The sequence below is a fragment of the Pseudomonas fluorescens genome, from assembly GCF_005938625.1.
Classification (GTDB): Bacteria; Pseudomonadota; Gammaproteobacteria; order Pseudomonadales; family Pseudomonadaceae; genus Aquipseudomonas; species Aquipseudomonas fluorescens_BD.
This window is the reverse complement of record NZ_VCNJ01000030.1, coordinates 14,811-40,138: the sequence shown is the minus strand read 5'-3', so window position 1 is coordinate 40,138 and position 25,328 is coordinate 14,811. Positions and strand designations below refer to the sequence as shown.

Annotated in this window: 21 protein-coding genes; 5 read left to right on the top strand and 16 right to left on the bottom strand. The window is 58.8% G+C overall.

Annotated elements, in window-relative coordinates; genetic code table 11:
- Positions 1–51 precede the first annotated feature (51 nt).
- Positions 52–3,189 (top strand): membrane-targeted effector domain-containing toxin, encoded by a 3,138-nt coding sequence (locus tag FGA82_RS19820; RefSeq protein WP_141128394.1) that lies wholly within the window; start codon positions 52–54, stop codon positions 3,187–3,189.
- A 75-nt stretch (positions 3,190–3,264) separates the two neighbouring features.
- On the opposite strand, the gene guaA is transcribed toward FGA82_RS19820, so the two are convergent.
- From guaA to FGA82_RS19800, 4 genes are all read right to left on the bottom strand, one after another.
- Positions 3,265–4,842 (bottom strand): glutamine-hydrolyzing GMP synthase, encoded by a 1,578-nt coding sequence (gene guaA, locus FGA82_RS19815; protein WP_093430638.1) that lies wholly within the window; start codon positions 4,840–4,842, stop codon positions 3,265–3,267.
- Positions 4,843–4,967: 125 nt separating this feature from the next.
- Positions 4,968–6,437 carry an IMP dehydrogenase gene (gene guaB, locus FGA82_RS19810; protein WP_034156270.1) on the bottom strand — a complete coding sequence of 490 codons (1,470 nt, stop codon included), beginning with the start codon at positions 6,435–6,437 and terminating at the stop codon, positions 4,968–4,970.
- A 116-nt stretch (positions 6,438–6,553) separates the two neighbouring features.
- On the bottom strand, positions 6,554–7,102 hold the full coding sequence (locus FGA82_RS19805; protein WP_141128393.1) for a sugar ABC transporter ATPase: 549 nt from the start codon (positions 7,100–7,102) through the stop codon (positions 6,554–6,556).
- Positions 7,103–7,266: 164 nt separating this feature from the next.
- Positions 7,267–8,034: a sulfite exporter TauE/SafE family protein gene (locus FGA82_RS19800; RefSeq protein WP_141128392.1), complete on the bottom strand. Its 768-nt coding sequence runs from the start codon at positions 8,032–8,034 to the stop codon at positions 7,267–7,269.
- Positions 8,035–8,134: 100 nt separating this feature from the next.
- Between FGA82_RS19800 and FGA82_RS19795 the strand changes: the two genes are divergently transcribed.
- The 4 genes from FGA82_RS19795 (at position 8,135) to leuA (ending at position 13,503) form a co-directional block, all read left to right on the top strand.
- On the top strand, positions 8,135–9,022 hold the full coding sequence (locus tag FGA82_RS19795; RefSeq protein WP_141128391.1) for a LysR family transcriptional regulator: 888 nt from the start codon (positions 8,135–8,137) through the stop codon (positions 9,020–9,022).
- 132 nt (positions 9,023–9,154) lie between these two features.
- Positions 9,155–10,534, top strand: coding sequence for an exodeoxyribonuclease VII large subunit (xseA, locus tag FGA82_RS19790; protein WP_141128390.1), 1,380 nt, complete (start codon positions 9,155–9,157; stop codon positions 10,532–10,534).
- A gap of 3 nt (positions 10,535–10,537) precedes the next feature.
- Positions 10,538–11,359, top strand: a complete 822-nt coding sequence (locus FGA82_RS19785) for a peptidoglycan DD-metalloendopeptidase family protein (RefSeq protein WP_141128389.1) — start codon at positions 10,538–10,540, stop codon at positions 11,357–11,359.
- A 464-nt stretch (positions 11,360–11,823) separates the two neighbouring features.
- Positions 11,824–13,503, top strand: coding sequence for a 2-isopropylmalate synthase (leuA, locus tag FGA82_RS19775; protein WP_008082522.1), 1,680 nt, complete (start codon positions 11,824–11,826; stop codon positions 13,501–13,503).
- Positions 13,504–13,673: 170 nt separating this feature from the next.
- Here leuA and FGA82_RS19770 read toward each other — a convergent pair whose 3' ends face one another.
- The 12 genes from FGA82_RS19770 to iscX all read right to left on the bottom strand — a co-directional run bounded on the left by FGA82_RS19770 (position 13,674) and on the right by iscX (position 25,326).
- A complete protein-coding gene (locus FGA82_RS19770; protein WP_141128388.1) occupies positions 13,674–14,465 on the bottom strand; it encodes an amidohydrolase in 792 nt (263 codons plus the stop codon).
- The gene (locus FGA82_RS19765) at positions 14,453–15,601 is read right to left on the bottom strand and encodes a pyridoxal phosphate-dependent aminotransferase (protein WP_141128387.1); all 1,149 of its coding nucleotides are present in this window, start codon (positions 15,599–15,601) and stop codon (positions 14,453–14,455) included. Before FGA82_RS19765 ends, FGA82_RS19770 begins: the two co-directional genes overlap by 13 nt.
- Before the next feature lie 146 nt (positions 15,602–15,747).
- Positions 15,748–17,217, bottom strand: coding sequence for a ribosome biogenesis GTPase Der (der, locus tag FGA82_RS19760; RefSeq protein WP_064118932.1), 1,470 nt, complete (start codon positions 17,215–17,217; stop codon positions 15,748–15,750).
- 136 nt (positions 17,218–17,353) lie between these two features.
- Positions 17,354–18,505, bottom strand: coding sequence for an outer membrane protein assembly factor BamB (bamB, locus tag FGA82_RS19755; RefSeq protein WP_141128386.1), 1,152 nt, complete (start codon positions 18,503–18,505; stop codon positions 17,354–17,356).
- Positions 18,498–19,139 (bottom strand): YfgM family protein, encoded by a 642-nt coding sequence (locus FGA82_RS19750; protein ID WP_122599078.1) that lies wholly within the window; start codon positions 19,137–19,139, stop codon positions 18,498–18,500. The genes bamB and FGA82_RS19750 overlap by 8 nt, the downstream gene beginning before the upstream one ends.
- 41 nt (positions 19,140–19,180) lie before the next feature.
- Positions 19,181–20,470, bottom strand: coding sequence for a histidine--tRNA ligase (gene hisS, locus FGA82_RS19745; protein WP_141128385.1), 1,290 nt, complete (start codon positions 20,468–20,470; stop codon positions 19,181–19,183).
- Positions 20,471–20,507: 37 nt separating this feature from the next.
- Entirely contained in the window at positions 20,508–21,617 is a 1,110-nt protein-coding gene (ispG, locus tag FGA82_RS19740) for a flavodoxin-dependent (E)-4-hydroxy-3-methylbut-2-enyl-diphosphate synthase (RefSeq protein WP_003227888.1), read from the bottom strand.
- Between the two features lie 3 nt (positions 21,618–21,620).
- Positions 21,621–22,664: a RodZ domain-containing protein gene (locus FGA82_RS19735; protein WP_141128384.1), complete on the bottom strand. Its 1,044-nt coding sequence runs from the start codon at positions 22,662–22,664 to the stop codon at positions 21,621–21,623.
- Positions 22,664–23,422, bottom strand: a complete 759-nt coding sequence (gene pilW, locus FGA82_RS19730; protein ID WP_141128383.1) for a type IV pilus biogenesis/stability protein PilW — start codon at positions 23,420–23,422, stop codon at positions 22,664–22,666. Before pilW ends, FGA82_RS19735 begins: the two co-directional genes overlap by 1 nt.
- A gap of 12 nt (positions 23,423–23,434) precedes the next feature.
- Entirely contained in the window at positions 23,435–24,583 is a 1,149-nt protein-coding gene (rlmN, locus tag FGA82_RS19725) for a 23S rRNA (adenine(2503)-C(2))-methyltransferase RlmN (protein ID WP_016984373.1), read from the bottom strand.
- A 28-nt stretch (positions 24,584–24,611) separates the two neighbouring features.
- Positions 24,612–25,037 (bottom strand): nucleoside-diphosphate kinase, encoded by a 426-nt coding sequence (gene ndk / locus FGA82_RS19720; protein WP_007916882.1) that lies wholly within the window; start codon positions 25,035–25,037, stop codon positions 24,612–24,614.
- A gap of 88 nt (positions 25,038–25,125) precedes the next feature.
- Positions 25,126–25,326, bottom strand: coding sequence for a Fe-S cluster assembly protein IscX (iscX, locus tag FGA82_RS19715; RefSeq protein ID WP_038362961.1), 201 nt, complete (start codon positions 25,324–25,326; stop codon positions 25,126–25,128).
- Positions 25,327–25,328 lie beyond the last annotated feature (2 nt).

Here is a 25,328-nt window from a genome sequence, read left to right as displayed (position 1 = left end):
CTTGATCGAATCGGTCATGCTCAATCTTTGTTTCTCAAGGATGAAGAACGCATGACCTCTCCCGAACGACGTCTCCTGCCAAACGCTACGGACAAAACTGCCCTCAAAGCCATTGCCGCGACTATCGTGCGGACCTGCCCGAGTCTGCACGACGCAGCCCGTCAAGTTGCCAACGAAATCCTCGCGGACAAAGGACTGTCCGGCCTCGACTCCGACCGGATTTACTTTCACCGTTTCAAAACGGCGCAAAGCAGCGCATTGACCTTCACGGGTTGGGAACATGTGCTGGAAAAGCCTTACGAAACCCTCACCCTCACGCAGTTGGTGATCCATCGCTTTCGTGCGACCGATCAAGACAACGCAGATCTGCTTGGCCTCTACTGCGGTTTCTACTCGGATGGCCCGGAGGCGGAAAACTTCAATCAGAGCAATGAAGTGCGGTTGCTGGGCAGCGAGGTGCTGAACGCGTTCTGGGACGTCGACTTCAGCGCGCGCTACACAGGTCAGCTGACAGCATTCTGGCAAACCTCGTCGGATAACTTCCGCGCCCTGGCAAAGTGCAATTTTCTCAGTCTGGCTGTGCAGGCGCTGCAACAGGGTGACCTTGATGGCACCGATTTTCAGCGCATCGTCGGCTCGGTCATCGGGCCCGTCACCTGGCCCGTTACCTTGCCAATGCTGCAAGCGTTACACCCGGTCGGTGCACAAGTGCAGACACTGGACCTCGATGGCCACGTAGCCTCCAATGTGCTGCGTCTGGTGCAAGACAGTGGCCGCCAGACCCTTTACTTGCCAGGCGAAGCCCGCGCATTTCTCTTGATGGACAATGAGGCGGATCTGCATTGGTGGATGCTTGAGCAGATGAACTCAGAGGATAAGCGCACGGCGTTTCTCCAGCATTTCCCCCTGGCTGACCGCAATCACATGAGCGAAAACCTCACCGATCTGATGAACCGTCTGGTGAACAGCTGGGGTCACAGCGATCACCGCATGATCAATCGCAGCAACGTCGCGATCAGCGGTGACGCATTCACTTGGTTGAGCGAGTCGACACGCACGGCCATGGTTGCCGAGGCGCACCTTGCGCTCACGTCCAACAGCGACCTGCGCAAAAAACTCTGGATCGGTTATCTGAGTGCCGGTCTGAAAGTATTCGGTCCGATGGCAGCGGTGGGCTGGCCTGTGGCGTTGCCTTTGATTGGCGCCAGCATCGCGAACATGGGATTGAACATCGATCAGGCCATCAACGGTATCACACCAACCGAACGCAAGACCGGTGTTACCGGCGCAGTGCTCAATGCGATCGACATAGTGTTCAATATTCCGTTTCTGATCAGCACTGGCGCACATCTTGAAGTGGGCCCCCAGGTGGAGTTTGCCGAAGCTGAAGAAATGCGCGGTTTGATCGAGTTCACATCGCCTGACGCCCCCTTCTTGCCGCCTCTGGACCAACCGCCAGTCACAGCGGTTAGTCCACAGGCGACCGTTGAGATGACAAACGAAATCCGCACCGAGACTACCATCGCATCCACCCGGCAGTTGGCCCCGGCTGCTGCGCGCCAAGGTTCGTCTTTTCCAAAGATTCCTGGCAAGTATCGATGCAACGAGTTACTTGCAAACCGTTCTGTAGAGGCAGCGCCAGGCAAATATGAGGGCATTTACCGCTTGGACAACGAGCCGGGCTATGCCATCGAAATGGATGGCACCGCGTACTACGTGCGCTACTTTGCCGACTCCGAGGGCGCTGGCGACTGGGCCATCGTCAATCCCGAGCGACCCAATCAGTTCGCTTACTCGTTGCCGGTACGCTTCGCCAGCAGCGGCAAGTGGGAACGCATACCCGCATTGCGTCTCAGGGGAGGTGGCCAATGCGTGGGCAAGGCCTGTTTACTGCTCAGTGACCTTTCCTCGTCCTCGGACCCGGCGTCATCAACCCCATCAGCGGAGCTTCCCCTCGTCGAACCGGTGTCACCGGTTGCGCGGCCGCTGCGTCTGGTGAACCCCCTCAACGACATCGTGGGAATGGACATGGCGAAAATGAAAAGATGGGCAATGAACTTGCCCGAGACTTTCGCCGAACTCTCCAGTGCTAACCGCGGTAATCCATCAACTGCCGATACCTATGCAACCTATTTCCGCGACAGACGCACGTCCCTGCTAAACGAGGCCAAAGAGTATTACTCAGAGCTGAACTGGACCAACCTGCCCCCACGGCCGGTCATCCCGCAAATCGATGCCGAGATGCAGACGGCTGAGATGATTGATCGCATCTTTGCCAATACCGACGGACTGGTCGTCGGCGAAACCCTTGATCGCATCGCCAGTACGCGTTTCATGATCGAAAACATGCCGACGTTCGCACGGCATATCAACACACTGTACGTACGGGGTTTGCTGAGTGATTTTGCCCAGGCAGATCTCAACGACTTTTACCTGTCGGGAGAGATGTCAGAGGATCTTCGAGGCTACTTGTCCAGCCTGGGCACCGACCCTGATGACCGATACAACATCCTCGAACTGATCAAGGCAGCCCAGGCCAATGGCATCCGGACTCAAGGTCTTGAAGTTGCTCACAGTTACAAGTTGAAGGTACCGCTTACTTCGATCGAAGAGCAGATGATCCATGCCCGACTCGCCTCGCAAATCATGTGGGGTGACGAACTCCTCAACAGGCCAGGCAAGTGGGTTGCCCTGGTCGAGGCAACGAACACCAATATTTTCAGAAATCTGCCAGGCATCAGCGAACTCAGAGGCGGCATCGGTTTACGCATTGAAGAAGCGGCGTCCACCGAAGTGCCCGGCATCAGAATCGACCCGGGACTGGAAGTCGCTCGGGGCCCGTTTGATAACGGGGCATCGACGCGCAACTCATCCGACTTTCTATTCGCTGATTTGCGCTTGCAGATCGAAACACCTGTACCGCGTTGGACTGAGGCAACAGTGAATACCCTGCTGAATCGCAACGGCATGTTCATGCTCGAAAAAACGCAGAATGCATACACGCTTGTGCGTCGCAACAGCGACGGCAATATTGTTCGAACAATGGTGAATCGCCGAGGGGATGGTCAGGTTTACATCTGGGCACAGTCGATGCCGCGGATCAGCGGCATCATGTTCCGTGACATCGGCGCGTTATCCCAGCGCCTGATAGAGATCGGCTTGACCCTGCAAAGTCGCCTGCCAAGCTAACTGTTTTCAGGGCATGAAACGAAAAAACCCTTGGCTTCAGGCCAAGGGTTTTTCGTTAATCAACTTGCAGCGGGATCACTCCCACTCAATGGTCGCTGGCGGCTTGCTCGATACGTCGTAAGTGACGCGAGAAATGCCTTCGATTTCATTGATGATGCGGCCGGAGACGGTTTCCAGCAGTTCGTAAGGCAGGTGAGCCCAACGCGCGGTCATGAAGTCGATGGTTTCTACGGCACGCAGGGCAACCACCCAAGCGTAACGACGGCCATCGCCGACCACGCCAACCGATTTCACTGGCTGGAACACCACGAAAGCCTGGCTGACTTTGTGGTACCAATCGGCTTTGCGCAGTTCTTCGATGAAGATGTGGTCAGCGCGACGCAGCAGGTCGGCGTATTCCTTCTTCACTTCACCGAGGATGCGCACGCCCAGACCCGGGCCCGGGAACGGGTGACGGTAGACCATGTCGTACGGCAGACCCAGTTCCAGGCCCAGACGACGGACTTCGTCCTTGAACAGTTCGCGCAGTGGCTCGACCAGTTTCAGGTTCATCTCTTCCGGCAGGCCGCCCACGTTGTGGTGCGACTTGATCACGTGGGCCTTGCCGCTTTTCGCGCCAGCCGACTCGATCACGTCCGGGTAAATGGTGCCCTGAGCGAGGTACTTGATGTTTTCCAGTTTGTTCGACTGGGCATCGAATACGTCGATGAAGGTGCGACCGATGATTTTGCGCTTCTTCTCCGGGTCGGCTTCGCCGGCCAGGTTGTTCAGGAACTGCTCTTCAGCGTTGGCGCGGATCACTTTGACGCCCATGTTCTCGGCGAACATGGCCATCACTTGCTCGCCTTCGTGCAGACGCAACAGACCGTTGTCGACGAAGACGCAGGTCAGTTGGTCGCCAATGGCTTTGTGCAGCAGCGCGGCAACGACCGAGGAGTCAACGCCGCCGGACAGACCCAGCAGCACGTTGTCGGTGCCGACCTGAGCGCGGATGTTGGCGATGGCGTCTTCAGCGATCTTCGACGGCGTCCACAGGGCTTCACAGCCGCAGATGTCGAGAACGAAGCGCGACAGGATGCGACCGCCCTGTTTGGTGTGGGTCACTTCCGGGTGGAACTGCACGCCGTAGTAGCCACGGTCGTCGTTGAACATACCGGCGATCGGGCAGCTTGGGGTGCTGGCCAGGATGTGGAAGTCTTCCGGCATCTTGGTGACTTTGTCACCGTGGCTCATCCACACGTCGAGGCCGAACAGGCCGTCAGCGTCGATGTGGTCTTCGATGCCGTCGAGCAGACGGCTCTTGCCGACCACGTCAACGCGGGCGTAACCGAACTCACGCAGTTCGGAACCTTCAACCTTGCCGCCCAGTTGCTCGGCCATGGTCTGCATGCCGTAGCAGATACCGAAAACCGGTACGCCCAGATCGAACACTGCCTGTGGGCAGCGCGGGCTGTCGGCGACGTGCACGGACTCGGGGCCGCCGGCGAGGATGACGCCTTTAGGAGCGAATTCGCGGATCGCATCTTCGTCCATGTCGAACGGGTGCAGTTCGCAGTACACACCGATTTCGCGCACGCGGCGGGCGATCAGTTGGGTGTATTGCGAACCGAAGTCGAGGATCAGGATGCGGTGAGCGTGAATATCGAGGGCCATGGTAGAGCTCTGAAAAGCAGTTGCAAGCTTCAAGCTGCAAGCTGCAAGTTATCGGAAGCTGTGCGGTAGCTGCATGAATGCAGTACCGCTTGCAGCTTATAGCTTGTGGCTTATAGCTGTCGGCGTTAGCCGACCCGGTAGTTTGGCGCTTCTTTGGTGATCTGCACGTCGTGAACGTGGGATTCGGCCATACCAGCGCCGGTGATCCGCACAAATTCAGGCTTGGTGCGCATTTCTTCGATGTTGGCGCTGCCGGTGTAACCCATCGAGGAACGCAGACCGCCCATCAACTGGTGAATGATCGCGCTCAGGGTGCCTTTGTAAGGCACACGGCCTTCGATGCCTTCCGGAACGAGTTTCTCGGCGCCTGCCGAGGAGTCCTGGAAGTAACGGTCGGAAGAACCTTGAGCCTGGGACATGGCGCCCAGCGAACCCATACCGCGATACGCCTTGTACGAACGGCCCTGGAACAGTTCGATTTCGCCCGGCGCTTCTTCAGTACCGGCGAACATCGAGCCCATCATCACGCAGGAAGCACCGGCTACGATGGCCTTGGACAGGTCACCGGAGAAACGGATGCCGCCGTCGGCGATCAACGGAACACCAGTGCCTTCAAGGGCAGCGGCAACGTTGGCGATAGCACTGATTTGCGGGACGCCGACACCGGCGACGATACGGGTGGTGCAGATCGAGCCAGGGCCGATACCGACCTTGACTGCGTCAGCGCCTGCTTCGGCCAGCGCCTTGGCAGCGGCGCCGGTGGCGATGTTGCCGCCGATCACCTGCACTTCAGGGAAATTCTCTTTGACCCAGCGAACGCGGTCGATCACGCCTTTGGAGTGACCGTGAGCGGTGTCGACCACCACCACGTCCACACCAGCGTTGACCAGAGCAGCTACGCGATCACCGGTGTCTTTACCGGTACCGACAGCAGCGCCCACGCGCAGACGACCTTGATCGTCCTTGCTGGCCAGCGGGTAGGCTTTGGCTTTTTCGATGTCTTTGACGGTCATCATGCCTTTGAGGGCAAATTTGTCATCGACGATCAGAACTTTTTCCAGACGGTGCTTGTGCAGCAGCTCGCGGACTTCGTTCTTGTCGGCGCCTTCACGCACGGTGACCAGACGCTCTTTAGGCGTCATCACTTCACGTACGGTGGCTTCCAGACGGGTTTCGAAACGCACGTCACGGGAAGTGACGATGCCGACCAGGTCGCCATCGTGCAGAACCGGAACGCCGGAAATGTTGTGCATGCGGGTCAATTCGAACAGATCACGCACCGTGGCATCTGCCTCGATGGTGATCGGATCCTTGACGACGCCGGCTTCGAACTTCTTGACCTTACGCACTTCGGCAGCTTGCTGCTCGATGGTCATGTTCTTGTGGATAATGCCGATGCCACCTTCCTGAGCCATGGCGATTGCCAGACGGGCTTCAGTGACGGTGTCCATTGCGGCAGAAACCAGAGGAATATTCAGCTCGATGCCACGGGTTAGGCGGGTCTTGAGACTGACTTCGTTAGGAAGTACCTCGGAATAACCAGGCACTAAGAGAATGTCGTCGAATGTCAGAGCTTCTTGGCTGATACGCAGCATCGCGGGGGCTCCCGAGCGGGAAAATGGAAGCGCGCCATTATAGTCAGACACCCCCTGCTGTTCAATGTAAAACTCAGCTTAATATCAATGTTGCTGATATACGGAGATCCCCGGCCCTACAGCTCCACCTTGACCCAAGAGACAGGTTGATCGAGCCAATCGGCAAACTCATCGATAAAGCTTTGCTTGAAGCCCGCCTCCAGCCAGTTATTGAAGATGAAACCGAGGTTGGAAAACGCGCATTCCTGCAAAAACAGAAAACCGTTGATGTCGTCTTCATGCCCGCATTCGGGGCAGGTGAAGTTGTCGGTGCGGCCAGGAAACCAGTCTTCAAGGCTTTCGAACAGTGCTTCGCCGACTTCACGACGGCACTCGGCGCAACCGGCTTCTTCGAGAAAGCCTTTGGCCGGGGTGTAAATGCAGCGTTTGGTGACGATTTCCAAGCCGTTGATCGGCTCACCAAACGGCAACGCTTGCGGGTGCAGCACCACGGCACGGGCGCCATCGGCGATGGCGTAAGCCATGCGGTTACCGGTGCGGCCACAGGTGGTCAGCTCTTCCTTGACGATATTCTTGCGCACCAGCCAGCGCACGATCGCCCGGGCCCGGGGTTCGTGGACCGGCAGGGTGGAGATTTTCGGGACGATGATGCTTTGCGAATTCATGGTGCAGCCTGCTGCAGATACCGAGGTTTACCCCTGTAGGAGTGAGCCTGCTCGCGATAGCGGTGGGTCAGACACATCAAGATCAACTGATACACCGCTATCGCGAGCAGGCTCACTCCTACAAAGGAATTGCGGCCGGCAGCTTAATCCCTGACGAAATCCGGTCAAGTGCTGAGGTAGCGCCCGATCAACGCAAGCCCGCTCGCCAGCACCAACCATGTCACCAAACGCACAAACGCCTCGCGTGACAGCCGCATGGTCAACCGCCGCCCGATCCACAACCCCAACGCCATGGCCGGCAACAGACACAGCGCCAACATCAATAAGGGTAGCTCGGCATACACACCGGCGATGGCAAACAGACTCAAACGCACCACCGTGCTGCAACTGATCAGTGCACTTTGCGTGGCCCGGGCCGCGTCTTTGGGCAAGCGGCTGTTGAGATAGATCGCATAGAGAAAGCCACCACTGCCAAACAAAGCCCCAAACAAACCGCCGACCGTGCCCATCGGCAGCGCCCACGCTGCAGACAATTGCGTCGGCCGCGCTTTCACCCACAGGCTGTAAATCGCGTAAGCGCTGATAAACAGCCCCATCAACAACAGCAACACGTCCGATTTAAGGTTGAGCAGAAAAATCACCCCCAGCGTACAACCGATCGCCATGCACGGCAGCAACCGCAACAACTCGGGCTTCGCCACATCCCGCCGCGACGGCAGCAGATTGCCAAACGCAGCGACGAAATCCAGCAGCACCAGCAGCGGCACAATCTTCGACAACGGCATGAACAGAATCAGAATCGGCCCCGCCACCAACGCCGTGCCAAACCCGGCGATACCGAAGACGATATACGCCAGCACGATGCCCAACCCAATGACCACCCAGCCTTCGGCGCCCCACGACCACTCACTCAACAGCCCCGCCACACTCATGGATCTACTTCCTTAATAAGTCTGAGATGACTTTAGCCAGCGTCGAGGGTTGCGACTAATATCTTCGAAGTCGATCACTCATCTCGAAAAGGCATGGCTTGTGCTCTCCACCCGTCAATTGCGTTACTTCGTCGAAATCGCCGACTGCGGCAGCTTCAGTGCGGCGGCTGAACGGCTGTTTATTGCGCAATCGGCGCTGAGCCGGCAGATCAAGGACATGGAGACGCGCCTGCAAACACCTTTGTTCGAACGCACGGCGCGCCAGCCCCGACTGACAGCGGCGGGCGAAGCGTTTCTGCCGCGGGCAAGAAATCTGCTCAATGAGTTGAGCAAGGCCAGCGCGATGGCCACTGAAGTCGGCAATGGTCAGCTCGGCACCTTGCGCCTCAGCCATTCCAGCACCGTGTCGATCAGCGGGCGCTTGCTCGCTGATATCGGCGCCTATCTGCGGCAACACCCCGGCGTATCGCTGGATATCGGCAAACTGTCTTCGGAAGCGCAACTTGAAGAGTTGGCCGAGGGTCGACTCGATATTGGCTTGCTGCGCTTGCCCGTGTTGCGCCAGCGCGAAGGGATTCGGATTGTGCCGCTGTTCACTGAGCAATTGCTGCTGACAGTTCCCATGGATCATCGGTTGGCCGCAGCTGAGCGTATCGACCTGGCCCAACTGAAGGACGAAGCGTTCATCTCGATTCCGCATCCACAGCGCGGTGGCCTGAGCTATTTGTGTGCTGACCTGTGCATGCGTCAGGGTTTCTTCCCGAAAGCCGCGCGGGTGATGTCGCGCAAGACCACACAGTTACAGCTGATTCAGGCCGGGTTCGGCATTGCTCTGCTGCCAGAATCGATGCAGGACATCGCCCCGAGCGGCGTACGCTTTCTGCCGCTGGCCGATGCCGACTGCCAAAGCACCGTCGCCCTCGCCTATCGTCAGAATCCAACACCGTTGATCCAACACTTCCTCCAGACCTTCACCAATCCCCTGTAGGAGCTGACGAGTGAAACGAGGCTGCGATCTTTTGATCCTGACCGCCAAAAGAAAGATCAAAAGATCGCAGCCTTCGGCAGCTCCTACAGGGGAGCGTGTATTGCATTGGAAATTAGCTTTAAACTGCGCCCCATGATTAAAGATCCCTTTGCAAGACTTGGCCTGGACCGTGAAGTCCTGACCGTCAGCCAGCTCAACGGCCGCGCGCGGGTGTTGCTCGAAGACGTGTTCAGCAACATCTGGGTCGAAGGCGAAATCTCCAACCTCGCCCGCCCGGCGTCCGGCCACATCTATTTCACCCTCAAGGACAGCGGCGCACAGGTGCGTTGCGCGTTGTTCCGGCAGAACGCGGCGCGCGTGCGTCAGGCGCTGAAGGACGGTCTGGCGGTGAAGGTGCGCGGCAAGGTCTCGTTGTTCGAGGGGCGCGGCGACTATCAGTTGATCCTCGACACCGTGGAGCCTGCCGGTGACGGCGCGCTGCGCCTGGCTTTCGATGCGCTGAAAGAAAAGCTCAGCGCTGAAGGCCTCTTCAGTGCCGAACGCAAAGTGCCGCTGCCGGCGCATCCGCAGCGCATCGGCATCATCAGCTCGCCAACCGGCGCGGTGATTCGCGACATCATCAGCGTGTTCCGCCGCCGTGCGCCGCAAGTGCAACTGACGTTGATTCCGACAGCCGTGCAGGGCCGCGAAGCCACCGCGCAAATCGTCCGCGCGCTGAAAATGGCCGATGCCCGTGGTTTCGACGCACTGATCCTCGCCCGTGGCGGCGGCTCGCTGGAAGACCTCTGGTGCTTCAACGAAGAAGCCGTGGCCCGCGCCGTCGATGCCTGCGTGACGCCGATTGTCAGCGCCGTCGGCCATGAAACCGATGTGTCGATCAGTGACTTTGTCGCTGACGTTCGCGCGCCAACGCCGTCCGCTGCCGCTGAATTACTCGCTCCGGATTCCAGCCATTTGATCCGTCAGGTCGAAAGCCTGCATCGCCGATTGGTAATGCGCATACGCGACCGCCTGATGCGTGATCGCCTGCGTCTGGAAGGCATGGCCCGTCGCTTGCGCCATCCCGGCGAACGTCTGCGCCAGCAGGCGCAGCGTCTGGATGATCTGGACATGCGCATGCGCCGGGCTTTCGAGCGCCATCTCAATACCCGCCGCGAACGCCTGATCCGCCTGGAAACCCGCCTCGCCGGGCAACATCCGGGACGGCAACTGGCGATGTTGCGTCAGCGTCTCGACAGCCTCGCCGAACGCTTGCCCCGGGCCATGCGCGAAGGCCTGAAGAACCGTCGTCTGCAATTGCACAGCCAGATGCAGACGCTGCACGTGGTCAGCCCGTTGGCAACGCTCGGTCGTGGCTACAGCATTCTGCTCGATGAGCGTGGCCACGCAATCCGCAACGCAGCGCAGACCCACACCGGCCAGCGCCTGAAAGCCAAACTCGGCGAAGGCGAACTGCAAGTGCGCGTCGAAGACAATCACCTGACGCCTGTCACCCTTTCTTTACTGGACTGATCCATGCCGCGTTTTCTGGCTCCACTGTTTCTGCTGTGCCTGACCTTCAATGCCCACGCCGACAGTTACATCACCCGGCTGCTGAACAAACCGGTGCCGGGAGGCGTGGCAGTGGTTGATCTCGGCTCAGCCGCGCAGGCACCGAAAGCCACCTATCAAGGCAAACCGGTGCTGGTGGTGAAAGAGCAGAACAACTGGCTGGCGATTGTCGGCGTGCCGTTGACCGTAAAGCCGGGTGCGGAGCAGATCAGCAGTGGCGGACGCAATCTGCCGTTTACCGTGGGCAGCAAGAAGTACCCGGAACAGCGCATCACTCTGAAGAACAAACAGCAAGTAAACCCGGACCAGTCGAACCTCAAGCGCATCCAGGGCGAACTGGCCGAGCAGATCAAGGCTTACCGCAGCTTCAGCCCGAACACGCCAAGCAATCTGCTGTTGGACAAACCGGTGAACGGGCCGTTGTCGAGCAAGTTTGGCGTGCGCCGCTTCTTTAATGGTGAAGAGCGCAATCCCCACGCAGGCCTCGACTTCGCGGTGCCGGCGGGCACGCCGATCAAGACCCCGGCGGCGGGCAAGGTGATCCTTACCGGCAACTACTTTTTCAATGGCAACACGGTGTTTGTCGACCATGGCCAGGGCTTTATCAGCATGTTCTGCCATATGTCGAAGATTGATGTGAAGGTTGGCGATCAACTGGCGCGTGGCGCAGTGGTCGGCAAGGTAGGCGCGACGGGGCGGGCGACCGGGCCGCACATGCACTGGAATGTCAGCCTGAATGATGCGCGGGTGGATCCGGCGATTTTTATTGGTGCGTTCCAACCTTAAGACAGTCGATGGGCTGATGGCCCCTTCGCGAGCAAGCTCGCTCCCACATTAGATTGCGTTCAAAAACACAAATCCCTGTGGGAGCGAGCTTGCTCGCGAAGGCGGCCTATAAAGCACATCAACACTTACTGAATTGCTATAAACCTCAATTGCGCCCCAATCAAACCTCGCGCAAATATCACAACGATCAGCGATACCCAGCACAATTAAATCGCGCAAAACCACGCTTTCCGAGTATTCCTCTCAATTTTTTCCGACTGCTTGCCATCCTCTCCCCTCGCGGTTAGGGTTGAAGGCATGAAAACCTCTCACACCCTCATTCAGCTTCGCCAGCACCGCAGCCTGTGCCTTGTCAGCGCACGACTGCCAGGCTGAATCGCGGCACCTCGTCCCACGCTTTTCCAAGAACATTCGTTCCACCGGCAGGCCGCCTCTTTTCGGCCCAGACAATAAGGAATTTCCCGATGAGCATGCTCAAAGATCCGTCTTCGAAATACCGCGCGTTTCCCGTCATCAACCTGCCGGATCGCACCTGGCCGTCGAAAACCATCGACACCGCGCCGATCTGGTGCAGCTCCGACCTGCGTGACGGCAACCAGTCGCTGATCGAGCCGATGGACGCGGTAAAGAAGCTGCGCTTCTGGAAAACCCTTGTTCAGGTCGGTGTGAAGGAAATCGAAGCGTCGTTTCCGGCCGCTTCGCAAACCGACTTTGACTTCGTGCGCACGCTGATCGAAGAAGGCCACATACCGGACGACACCACCATTCAGGTGCTGACCCAGGGCCGTGAAGACCTGATCGAGCGCACCTTCGAATCCCTGCGTGGGGCGAAGAAAGCCATCGTTCACCTGTACAACGCTACTTCGCCTTCCTTCCGTCGCATCGTCTTCAACCAGGACAAGGACGGCATCAAGGCCATCGCGGTCAATGCGGCCAAGCTGTTCGTCAAATACGCGGCGATGCAGCCGGACACCGAGTGGACCTTCGAATACTCGCCGGAAACCTTCAGCGCCACCGAGCTGGAATTCGCCAAGGAAGTCTGTGATGCAGTGATCGAGGTCTGGAACCCGACGCCTGAGCACAAGATGATCCTCAACCTGCCGGCCACCGTTGAATGCGCGACCCCGAACATCTACGCCGACCAGATCGAGTGGTTCGGCCGCAACATCAACCGTCGTGACAGCGTGATCATCAGCCTGCACACCCACAACGACCGTGGCACTGGCGTCGCGGCCACCGAGCTGGGCCTGATGGCTGGCGCCGATCGCGTCGAAGGCTGCCTGTTCGGCAACGGCGAGCGCACCGGTAACGTCGACCTCGTCACCGTTGCACTGAACATGTACACCCAGGGTCTCGACCCGCAGCTGGACTTCTCCGACATCGACGGCGTGCGCAAAGTCGTCGAAGAGTGCAACCAGATTCAGGTTCACCCACGTCACCCGTACGTTGGCGACTTGGTGCACACCGCGTTCTCCGGCTCGCACCAGGATGCAATCCGCAAGGGCTTCTCCCAGCAGAAACCCGATGCACTTTGGGAAGTGCCGTACTTGCCGATCGACCCGGCCGACATCGGTCGCAGCTACGAAGCGGTGATCCGCGTCAACAGCCAGTCGGGCAAGGGCGGCATCGCTTACTTGCTGGAGCAGGAATACGGCATCAGCCTGCCACGTCGCATGCAGATTGAATTCAGCCAGGTGGTGCAGCGTGAAACCGATCGTCTCGGTCTGGAGATGACCGCCAAGCAGATTCACTCGCTGTTGATCAGCGAATACCTGCAAGCCAACACCCCGTACGCGCTGGTCAGCCATCGTCTGCAGGAAGAAAACGGTAACAGCAATGTTGAAGTGGAAGTGGCGAGCAAAGGTCAGGGCGAAACCAACCTGCACTGGCGCGGCAAGGGCAACGGTGCGCTGGAAGCACTGGTCGCCGGCCTGCCAGTTCCGGTGGAGATCATGGACTACAACGAACACGCGATCGGCGCGGGCACCAACGCCAAGGCAGCGGCGTACATCGAGCTGCGGGTGAACGGCGAACGTGCGGTGCACGGCGTGGGTATCGATGAAAACATCACCACGGCCAGCTTCAAGGCCCTGTTCAGCGCGCTGAACCGCTCGCTGAGCCAGCCTGAGGCGAAAGCGGCGTAATCGACCGCTGAAATGCAAAAGGCCCCGCAGTGAAAACTTCGGGGCCTTTTTTTGCCTGATGCGCTCGTCCCATGCTCCGCGTGGGAGTGCCTCAAGGGACGCTCCGCGTCCAGTGACGCGGAGCGTCACGGGCTGCATTCCCACGCAGAGCGTGGGAACGATCGGCTGCCTCAGGTGAACTCGAAGGTGTCGGCATCCAGATTCGCCGGAAAGCGTTCGCGATACGCCGCCAGTGAAGCCGCTTCCAAAACCACCTTGAACACGCCATCGGCCTCCCCCGCCGCCAGCAAGGTTTCACCCTGAAAATCCAGCACCTGACTGTCGCCGGTGTAGGCAAAGCCCTTGCCGTCGGTGCCGACGCGATTCACCGCCGCCACATAACAAAGGTTTTCGATAGCTCGCGCTGGCAACAGGCGATTCCAGTGCAGACGCCGCGCGCCCGGCCAGTTGGCGGTGTACAGCAGCAGATCAGTGTCCTGCGCATCGCGGCTCCACACCGGGAAACGCAGGTCGTAACAAATCAGCGGGCGGATCCGCCAGCCCTTGAGTTCGAACTGCACCTGCCGTTCACCCGGCGTGTAGTGGTTGTGCTCACCGGCCATGCGGAACAGATGACGCTTGTCGTAATGCAGCACTTCGCCATCCGGCCGCGCCCACAGCAGGCGATTGCGATGGCTGCCGTCAGCGGCTTGAATGATCACACTGCCGGTGATCACTGCATCGAGCTTCGCCGCCTGAACCCGCAGCCATTTGCTGGTCGGGCCATTCTCGGCTTCGGCAAGGGTTTCCGACTCCATGGAAAATCCGGTGGTGAACATTTCCGGCAGGATGATCAGATCCGCCCCCCGCGCCTGCTCCAGCAACACCTCGAAATGCTCAAGGTTGGCTTGGCGGTCATGCCAGGCCAGGCTGGTCTGAACCAGCGCCAGATTGAGATCGGGCAATGCACTCAGATCACGCATAGTTTCGCCGCCGCTTCACGCAGCGTCTCCTCGCGTTTGGCAAAGCACAGACGCACCAGGCGCTGGCCTTGCGGTGGATTCTGGTAAAACACCGATACCGGGATACTCGCCACGCCGTGTTCGCGGGTCATCCACATGGCCATCTCGACGTCATTCAGGTCAGGACGGATCTGTGAGTAATCGACCAGTTGGAAATAGGTGCCGGTGACACGTTTGAAGGTGAAGCGCGACGGCGCCAGCAGATCACAGAACAGATCGCGCTTGGCCTGATAGAAACCCGGCAGCTCTTCAACGTGCTCCGGGTGCTCGGCCATGTAATCGGCCAGCGCATATTGCAGTGGGGTCACGCCGCAGAAACTGACGTACTGATGCACCTTGCGCAACTCGGCGGTCAGCGCTGGCGGTGCAACGACGTAACCGGTTTTCCAGCCGGTAACGTGGTAAGTCTTGCCGAACGAGCTGACCACGAAGGCGCGCTGATAGAGCTCTTCATGGGCGAGCACGCTGACGTGCGGCACGCCATCGAAGACCAGGTGTTCATAGACTTCGTCGCTGATCAGGTAGATGTCGCGACCACGGATCAATTCTGCCAGTTGATCGAGCTCGGCACGACTGATCAGGGCACCGCTGGGGTTGTGCGGGGTGTTGATGACGATCATTTTCGTGCGCGGACTCAGGGCCGCGGCGAGTTGGTCGAAATCGATGGAGAAATCGTTCGGGTTCAACTGCACATGCACGCAACGACCGCCTGCCAGCTCAGTCGCCGGTTCGTAGCTGTCGTAGCACGGATCGAACACGATGACTTCATCGCCGCTGTGGATAACCGCCTGAATCGCACAGAAGATTGCCTGGGTCGCGCCCGGCGTGACCGTCACTTCGACGTCGGCATTGACCTGCACGCCATAGCTGCGAGCAATTTTCGCCGCAATCTGCTCGCGCAGGGCCGGCAGCCCGGTCATCGGCGAATACTGGTTATGGCCACTGGCGATGTGTCGACCAACTGCATCACGCAACGACTGCGGGCCGTCGAAATCAGGGAAACCCTGGGACAGGTTGATCGCGCCGGTCTGCGCCGCGAGCTGAGACATCTGCGTGAAAATAGTGATGCCGACATTCGGCAGCTTACTGGTGATCATCGGTAGCCCCTTGCAGGTGAGCTGCAAGTTTCAAGCTGTAAGCTGCAAGTTTCAAGCATCAAACTGTCGGACACAAAAAAGGGCTCTGAAAAGAGCCCTTTTTGCTTTTACTTGAAGCTCGCAGCTAAAAACTGGCAGCAGCTTCTTTATTTCTTGTCGCGGCGCTTCTTGTCAGCTTTCTTGTGGTGCGACATCAAACGACGCTTCTTGTTGACCTGGCGGTCGGTCAGCGTGGTTTTATTGCCTTCGTACGGGTTCTCGCCGCCCTTGAACTCGATGCGGATCGGCGTGCCGACCAGCTTCAGCACACGGCGGTAAGTGTTCTCCAGATAGCGCACGTACGACTTCGGCACTTTCTCGATCTGGTTACCGTGGATCACGATGATCGGCGGGTTCGCACCACCCAAGTGAGCGTAACGCAGCTTGATCCGGCGGTTGTTGACCATCGGTGGCGCGTGCTCGCCAACCGCGTCTTCGAGAATCTGGGTCAGACGGTTGGTCGGCCAGCGGGTGACCGCCGACTTGAACGAGTTCTGTACGGATGCGTAGAGGTTACCCACGCCAGTGCCGTGCAGGGCCGAGATGAAGTGGATGTCGGCGTAATCAACGAAGAACAGACGACGCTGCAGCTCAACCTTCACATAGTCGCGCTCGCTCGGCGTCATGCCGTCCCACTTGTTGATCGCGATGACCAGCGCACGACCCGACTCGATGGCAAAGCCGAGCAGGTTGAGGTCGTGATCGACCACGCCTTCGCGGGCATCCATCACGAAGATCACCACGTTGGCGTCTTTGATCGCTTGCAGGGTTTTGACCACGGAGAACTTTTCAACTTCTTCGTGGATCTTGCCGCGCTTGCGCACACCGGCGGTGTCGATCAGCGTGTACTTCTCTTCATTACGCTCGAACGGAATGTAGATACTGTCACGCGTGGTGCCGGGCTGGTCATAAACGATAACCCGGTCTTCACCGAGCATACGGTTGACCAGAGTCGATTTGCCGACGTTCGGACGACCGATGATGGCGATCTTGATGCCGTCTTTTTCGCTTGGGCCAGGAATGCGCTTGGCTTCCTCACCTTCGGCAACGATCTCTTCTTCGCCGTCTTCCGGCTCTTCTTCGTCTTTCGGGAAATCACCCAGGGCGATTTCCAGCATCTGCGTAATGCCACGGCCGTGAGCACCAGCGATTGGAATCGCGTGGCCCATGCCCAGTGGTGCGAATTCAGCGCGGGCCATTTCCGGGTCGATGTTGTCGACCTTGTTGGCAACCACGTAGGAACGCTTGTTACGTTTGCGCAGGTGTTCGGCGATCATCTGGTCGGCGGCGGTGAAACCGGCCTTGGCATCTACCAGGAACAGCACAACGTCCGCTTCTTCAATGGCCAGCAGCGACTGCTCGGCCATTTTTTCGTCCATACCGTGCTCGTCACCGGAGATACCACCGGTGTCGACCAGAATGTAGGAACGCCCTTGCCACTTGGCCTCACCGTACTGGCGATCACGGGTCAGACCGGACAAGTCGCCGACGATGGCGTCGCGAGTCCTGGTCAGGCGGTTGAACAAGGTGGACTTGCCGACGTTCGGTCGGCCCACCAGGGCGATTACGGGAACCATGCGGCTCTCCACTTCGTTATTTCAGAAAATACAAAAGCCGCTGCGAGGCAGCGGCTGGTGCTCGGGGCAACGCCTGTTAGCGCTGCAAGCCCCATGAATCCGGGACCGCCTGGGGGTTTAACCCCAAGCATAGTTGTTACTTGATGGTCAGGGCTTCCAGTTTGCCGCTGTTGCCATAAACATAAATCGTGTCACCCACCACCAGCGGACGGGCACGCAGGCCGTCGCTGTCGATGCGCTCACGGCCGACGAAACGACCGTCAACCTGACTCAGCAGGTGCAGATAACCTTCCAGGTCACCCACTGCAACATAGCTGGAGAACACTTCCGGAGCTGACAGTTGACGGCGAGCCAGCGAGTCGTTGCTCCACAATGCTGTGGTCGAACGCTCGTCGACGCCTTCAACGGTGCCCGAGGACAGGCTCACGTAAACGCTGCCGAAACCCTGAGCGATACCGGCGTAGCTCGACGCATCGCGCTGCCAGAGTTGACGACCGCTTTCCAGGTCCAGTGCCGCCACGCGCCCCTGGTAGCTGGCAACGTACAGCGTACCGCCGGACAGCAGCAGACCGCCGTCGATGTCGACTACGCGCTCCAGCTCCGAACGACCTTGTGGAATCGCGATCCGTTGTTCCCACACCGGCACGCCGTTGGAAATGTCCAGAGCGACCACTTTACCGGTCGACAGGCCAGCCACCGCGAGGCGGTTGGTCACCAGCGGAGCACTGGTGCCACGCAGGGTCAGTACGGCCGGAGTGCTGTCATACACCCAGCGCTGAGTACCGGTGGAGGCATCCAGACCGATCAGACGATCGTCCTGAGTCTGCACTACCACCACGTCACCATTGTTGGCCGGCGGCGCGAGAACTTCACTGGTCACACGAGCACGCCACTTCTCTTCACCATTGCTGGTGTCCAGAGCGACGACTTCGCCACGCAACGTACCAATCAGCACCAGACCATAACCAACGCCGACAGCGCCGGAGACAGGCAGATCAAGATCCTGCTTCCACTTCACGTCGCCGTTGCTGCGATCCATGGCCATCACCACACCGGTTACGTCAGCGGCGTAGATGGTGTCACCGTCGATCGCCGGCACCAGCATGTTGTAGGTTTCGCCCTGACCGTCACCGATCGAACGACTCCACTGCTTGTGCAGAACCACTTCTTCTTTGAAGTCGGTCAGTTCGGCCGGTGGCAATTCTTTCTTGCTGTTGCTGCTGCAACCCGCGGCCAGAAGGGCCAGAGCCAGCAATGCTGCATGCTTCCAACGGATCACGTCACGCATCCCCTTTGGCCAGGTCGTCGAGCTTGATTTGAAGGCCACCGACCGCCGCTTCATCCGACAGTGCCGCCTTGGCTTTTTGATACGCCTTGTTCGCGTCATCGGTACGGCCTAGCTGTACCAGCAGGTCGCCCTTGAGTTCTTCGCGAGTGGCCAGGAACGCTTTGTCGGCATCGCCGTCGAGCAGTTTCAGGGCGTCGTCGGCCTTGTTCTGCGCGCCGAGCACCTGCGCCAGACGCTGACGGGCGATTTCGCCCAGCGCCGGGTTGGCCGGTTTGTCGACGATGGCTTTGAGCTCGGTCGCAGCGTCATCCAGCTTGCCGCTGTCGACTGCCACTTTGGCCACGAACAGGCTGCCGTACTGCGCGTAAGCAGAACCGCCGAATTCGCTGTTGAGCTTGCCGGCCAGATCCGCGACGCGGGCCGCATCAGGCTTGCCGTCAGGCGTCAGCGTGGTTTCCAGCAATTGCTGATAGAGCACCGAGGCGCCTTGCGACTGGTTGCTCTGGTATTTGTGATATGCCTGCCAGCCGAACACGATGACCAGCGCCAACAGGCCGCCGGTGACCAGAGGTTTGCCGTTGCGTGTCCACCAGTCCTTCAAATCCGCCAACTGTTCGTCTTCGGTACTCGACACCCCAATACTCCTTAATCGCTAAATCGGCTGTTTGGACAGCTTCAACCCTGCACGACGCAGGTGGCCAGGTGAGCGGCGAGCGCATCCCAGGCAATGCTTTGTTGTTCGCCCTGGCCACGCAGGGGTTTGAAACCTACCAATTGCTGGGCCATTTCGTCGTCACCGAGAATCAGTGCGTACAGCGCACCGCTCTTGTCGGCTTTCTTGAACTGGCTTTTGAAGCTGCCGGCGCCGGCATTGACTTGCAGGCGCAGGTTTGGAAGTTGATCACGAACACGTTCTGCCAGGGCCAGACCGGCCAGCTCGGCTTCTTCACCGAAGGCGCACAGATAGACATCGACCTGACGGGAGATTTCTTCCGGAATCTGCTCCAGGGTTTCGAGCATCAGCACCAGACGCTCGATGCCCATGGCGAAACCAACGCCAGTGGTCGGCTTGCCGCCCATCTGCTCGACCAGACCGTCGTAACGACCGCCCGCGCAAACAGTGCCCTGGGCGCCGAGCTTGTCGGTGACCCATTCGAATACGGTTTTGCTGTAGTAATCGAGGCCGCGTACCAGTTTCGGGTTGAGCACGTACGGAATGCCAACGGCATCCAGGCGCGCTTTCAAACCTTCGAAGTGTGCACGCGACTCGTCATCGAGGTAGTCGGCCATCTTCGGCGCATCAACCAGCACCGCTTGAGTGTCGGCATTTTTCGTGTCGAGCACGCGCAGCGGGTTGGTTTTCAGACGACGCTGGCTGTCTTCGTCGAGCTTGTCGTGGTGCGCCGAGAGGTACTCGACCAGCGCTTCACGATAGCGACCACGGGACTCGCTGGTGCCAAGGCTGTTGAGTTCGAGTTTGACCGCATCACGAATGCCCAGCTCGCCCCACAGGCGCCAGGTCATGGTAATCAGCTCGGCGTCGATGTCCGGACCGTCGAGGTTGAACACCTCCAGACCGATCTGGTGAAACTGACGATAACGGCCCTTTTGCGGACGCTCGTGACGGAACATCGGGCCGATGTACCAGAGTTTCTGCACCTGGCCACCGCCGGTGATGCCGTGTTCGAGTACAGCACGCACGCACGCCGCAGTGCCTTCCGGACGCAGGGTCAGGGAGTCGCCGTTGCGGTCTTCGAAGGTGTACATCTCTTTTTCGACGATGTCGGTCACTTCACCGATAGAGCGTTTGAACAGCTCGGTGAATTCAACGATCGGCATGCGAATCTGCTTGTAACCGTAGTTATCCAGCAGACGCGCAACGGTGCCCTCGAAATAACGCCACAGCGGGGTCTGTTCGGGCAGGATGTCGTTCATGCCACGAATGGCTTGCAATGACTTGCTCACTTTAAATCCTTAAATTCGTTCGGCTCTTCAGTCAGGGTCAGCCGCGCGCAATTACGGCAGCGTCAGCTTCGACCTTTTCGGCCGCTTTCTGGCGGATCAGCTTTTCCAGCTCGTCCACCAGATTGTCATTCGTCAGTTTCTGCGACGGCTTGCCGTCGATGTAAATCAGGTTTGGCGTACCGCCGGTCAAGCCGATATGGGCTTCCTTGGCTTCGCCGGGGCCGTTGACCACGCAACCGATCACCGCGACATCCAGCGGCACCAGCAGGTCTTCAAGGCGCCCTTCCAGCTCGTTCATGGTTTTCACCACATCGAAGTTCTGCCGCGAGCAGCTCGGGCAGGCGATGAAGTTGATGCCACGGGAACGAAGATGCAAAGACTTGAGAATGTCGTAACCGACCTTCACTTCCTCGACCGGGTCGGCCGCCAGCGAGATGCGGATAGTATCGCCAATCCCTTCGGCGAGCAGCATACCTAGGCCCACGGCGGATTTCACTGTGCCCGAACGTAATCCACCGGCTTCGGTGATGCCCAGGTGCAGCGGCTGGACGATTTCTTTCGCCAGCAAGCGGTAGGCTTCGACGGCCATGAACACGTCGGAGGCCTTCACGCTGACCTTGAAGTCCTGAAAATTCAGGCGCTCGAGGTGTTCAACGTGGCGCAGGGCGGACTCAACCAGCGCGGCTGGCGTCGGCTCGCCGTATTTCTTCTGCAGGTCTTTTTCCAGGGAGCCGGCGTTAACGCCGATGCGGATCGGAATCCCGCGATCACGCGCGGCATCGACCACGGCGCGCACGCGGTCTTCACGACCGATGTTGCCTGGGTTGATACGCAGGCAATCGACACCCAGTTCGGCGACGCGCAAGGCGATCTTGTAGTCGAAGTGGATGTCGGCAACCAGCGGCACCTTGACCAGTTGTTTGATCTTGCCGAACGCCTCGGCGGCGTCCATGTCCGGCACCGAGACGCGGACGATGTCGACGCCGGCGGCTTCCAGACGATTGATTTGCGCAACAGTGGCGGCCACGTCATTGGTGTCGCTGTTGGTCATGCTCTGCACCGCGATCGGCGCATCGCCGCCCACCGGTACGTTGCCGACCCAGATCTTGCGCGAGACGCGACGTTTGATTGGAGATTCGCCGTGCATGACTTATTGACCCAACTTCAGGCGAGCAGTCTCGCCACTGGTGAACGGAGCGATATCGACCGGCTGGCCGTTGTAGCTGACCTGTGCGGCACGGGCAACGCCCAGACGCACGGCAAGCGGCGGCTTGCCGCTGACGGTTACATTATCGCCTTTATGCTTCAGACCACTGAACAGCACTTTGCCACGGCCATCGGTAACCTGCGCCCAGCAATCGGCGCTGAACTGCAGTTGAACCTGGCCGTCGCCTGCAACCGGCGCGGCCGCTTCTGCGGTGGCTGCCGGTGCAGCAGGAACAACCGGAGCGGTAACGGTCGGCGCTGGAGTAGCAGGAACGTTTGGCGCCGGAGTGGCCGGATTGGCGACAACCGGGGCTGGCGTGTGAACCGGGGCGGCTGGCGTGGTGGCCGGAGCAACCGGTGCTGCTGGAGCAGTCGCTGGCGCAGCGGCTTCGGCACCGGTCGATTCAGCGGTAGTTTCAGACTGAGGCAATGCCAAGGCAGTCGAACTGTCGGCCTGATTTTCCTCGACAGCCTGGTCTTCTGGCTCATCGATCGGGTGAATCTGGGTGGTGCCGTCGGCGCCTTCGACTTCAACGTGCTCTGGTGCCAGCGAAGTCAGGTCCTTGGTGCGCAGCGAGGTCTGATCCTGCCACCAGACGAAACCACCGCCGATGACCGCGATCAGCAACAGCAGGCTGACAATACGCAAAATGGTGTGGGAAACCCGCACCGGCTCTTCGATACGACCAAGGGCATGAACGTTGCTGCCTTGGGAATCGGTGCCAGTGGACTGGTCGAATTGCTGGACCAGAACGGTCTGGTCCATGCCGAGCAATTTGGCATAGGCGCGAATGTAACCGCGAGCGAAGGTATGCCCCGGCAGCTTGTCGAAAGCGCCGGCTTCAAGATTGCTCAGGGAAGTCACGGTGAGGTTGAGCTTGAGGGCCACTTCGGCCAGCGACCAGCCATTGCTTTCGCGGGCCTGGCGCAGGGTCTCACCGGGGTTAACGCGATTCGCTGCTACAACTTCGGGATGCGCCGCTTTCATCATTGCTCCGACAGGTATTGCTGATATTCCGGCGTACCGGGATAGAGTCGTTTTAATTGCAGGCCATAACTGGCGGCCTTGTCGCGATCTTCAAACACTTTTGCCAGCCGAACGCCGAGCAATAGACTACGTGCATTTTGTTCGGTCAGCAGGCTGAATCGGTCGTAATAGTCACGCGCGGGCACATAATGCCTGTCTTCGAAGGACAACTCAGCCATTTCCAGCAATGCACGCGGTTGTTGGCGGTTCAAACGCAGCGCCTTTTCCAGCTGTTGCTGCGCCAGATCACGCTGACCAAGCTTTGCTGCCGTCATGCCGAGGTTTTCGAACACACGCGAGCGCTCAGGATACAGGGTATCGGCCGCAGCCTGTTCAAAACGCTCGTAGGCTTCTTTATAACGCTGTTCTTCGTAGAGAAAACTGCCGTAGTTGTTGAGGATGCGCGCATCGGCAGGACGGGAGGACAAAGCCTTGCGGAAGTGTTCGTCGGCCAGTTCAGGCTCCATTTCGGACTGAAACACCAGGCCGAGGGCAGCGTTGGCGTCAGGATCGGAACCGTCGATTTCCAGCGCCTTCTTCAGCGGCACCTTGGCCCGCTCGGTCATGCCTTGCTGCAAATATCCCAGCCCCAACTGCACATAGGCAGCCCGCGCTTCATCGCGGCCCTTGCTGGTCTTCATCGGGTTGTAGTCACCCGACAGGACACAACCAGCACACAGGCTGGTCAACAGCAACAGCAGCGCAAAGCGCAGGGACATAGAGATCCTCTCTTAATTTGTGTTCGCGGCGTTCTGTGCCAGATCGCTGTCGGCGCTCAACTCACGCACGGCGATATAACGTTCGCTGCGACGGGTGCGATCCAGCACCTGCCCTACCAATTGACCACATGCGGCGTCGATGTCTTCACCACGGGTGGTGCGGACAGTGACGTTGAAACCGGCCTGATGCAACTGATCCTGGAAACGACGGATCGCGTTGTTGCTCGGACGCTCGTACCCGGAGTGCGGGAACGGGTTGAACGGAATCAGGTTGATCTTGCACGGAATGTTCTTCAGCAGCTCGATCATCTCAACGGCGTGTTCGACCTTGTCGTTGATGTCCTTGAGCAAGGTGTACTCGATGGTCAGCACACGTTTCTCGCCGAGGGCGGACATGTAGCGCTGGCACGACTCGAGCAGCATCTTAAGCGGATACTTCTTGTTGATCGGCACCAATTGGTTACGCAATGCGTCATTCGGTGCGTGCAGGGACAACGCCAGGGAGACGTCGATGTGCTTGGCCAGCTCATCGATCATCGGCACCACACCCGAGGTGGACAGGGTCACGCGGCGCTTGGAGATCCCGTAGCCGAGGTCATCCATCATCAGATGCATGGCGGCGACGACGTTGTCGAAGTTCAGCAGTGGCTCACCCATGCCCATCATCACCACGTTGGTGATGGCACGGTCGACGGTTGCCGGGACACTGCCGAAAGATTTGTTGGCAATCCACACCTGACCGATGACTTCGGCGGCGGTGAGGTTGCTATTGAAGCCTTGCTTGCCGGTGGAGCAGAAACTGCAATCCAGGGCACAGCCTGCCTGGGACGAAACGCACAATGTGCCGCGTTTGCCCTGGGGAATGTAAACGGTCTCGACGCAGCTGCCGGACGCCACGCGCACCACCCACTTACGGGTGCCGTCGCTGGAGATGTCCTCGCTGACCACTTCCGGACCACGGACCTCAGCAATGGCCTTGAGCTTGTCGCGCAAAGCCTTGCTGACGTTCGTCATGGCGTCGAAATCATCGACGCCAAAGTGGTGAATCCATTTCATTACCTGACCGGCACGGAAACGCTTCTCCCCGATTGAGTCGAAGAATTTTTCCATTTCCTGTTGAGTCAGACCCAGCAGGTTGGTTTTTACAGTCGATGTAGTCATGGATTCACCTTCACTCTTAAGCCAATGCTTAGCGAGTGGTTACTTCAGTAGCTGCGAAGAAGTACGAGATTTCACGAGCAGCTGCGGCTTCGGAGTCCGAACCGTGAACAGCGTTGGCGTCGATGGAATCAGCGAAGTCAGCGCGGATGGTGCCGGCAGCAGCTTCTTTAGGGTTGGTAGCGCCCATCAGCTCACGGTTCAGAGCGATAGCGTTTTCGCCTTCCAGAACCTGAACAACAACAGGACCGGAGATCATGAAAGCAACCAGGTCGCCGAAGAAACCACGAGCACTGTGCTCAGCGTAGAAGCCTTCAGCTTCAGCTTTGGACAGTTGCTTCAGTTTCGAAGCTACAACGCGCAGGCCGGCTTTTTCGAAACGAGTGGTGATTTCGCCGATGACGTTTTTTGCAACAGCGTCAGGCTTGATGATGGAGAAAGTGCGTTGAACAGCCATGGTGTAACTCCAGAAACGGTAATTTGCGAAAAATTAAACCCGCGAATTATACGCGGGTTCTTGGGTATTGCCTAACCTGCGAGGACGATCAGTCCAATTCATCATTCCAGAGCTGCTGAACCGCTTCCAACACCTTCTCGCCGACCCGGCCAGAGTTAGCGTCGAAGTCAGGCAGCTCTTTGATCCACTGCTGCAACTCGACGAAATTGACAGAATACGGATCTACACCCGGCTTGGCCTCGGCCAGTTCTTCTGCAATACGTTGAACATCATTCCAACCGTAGCTCATGA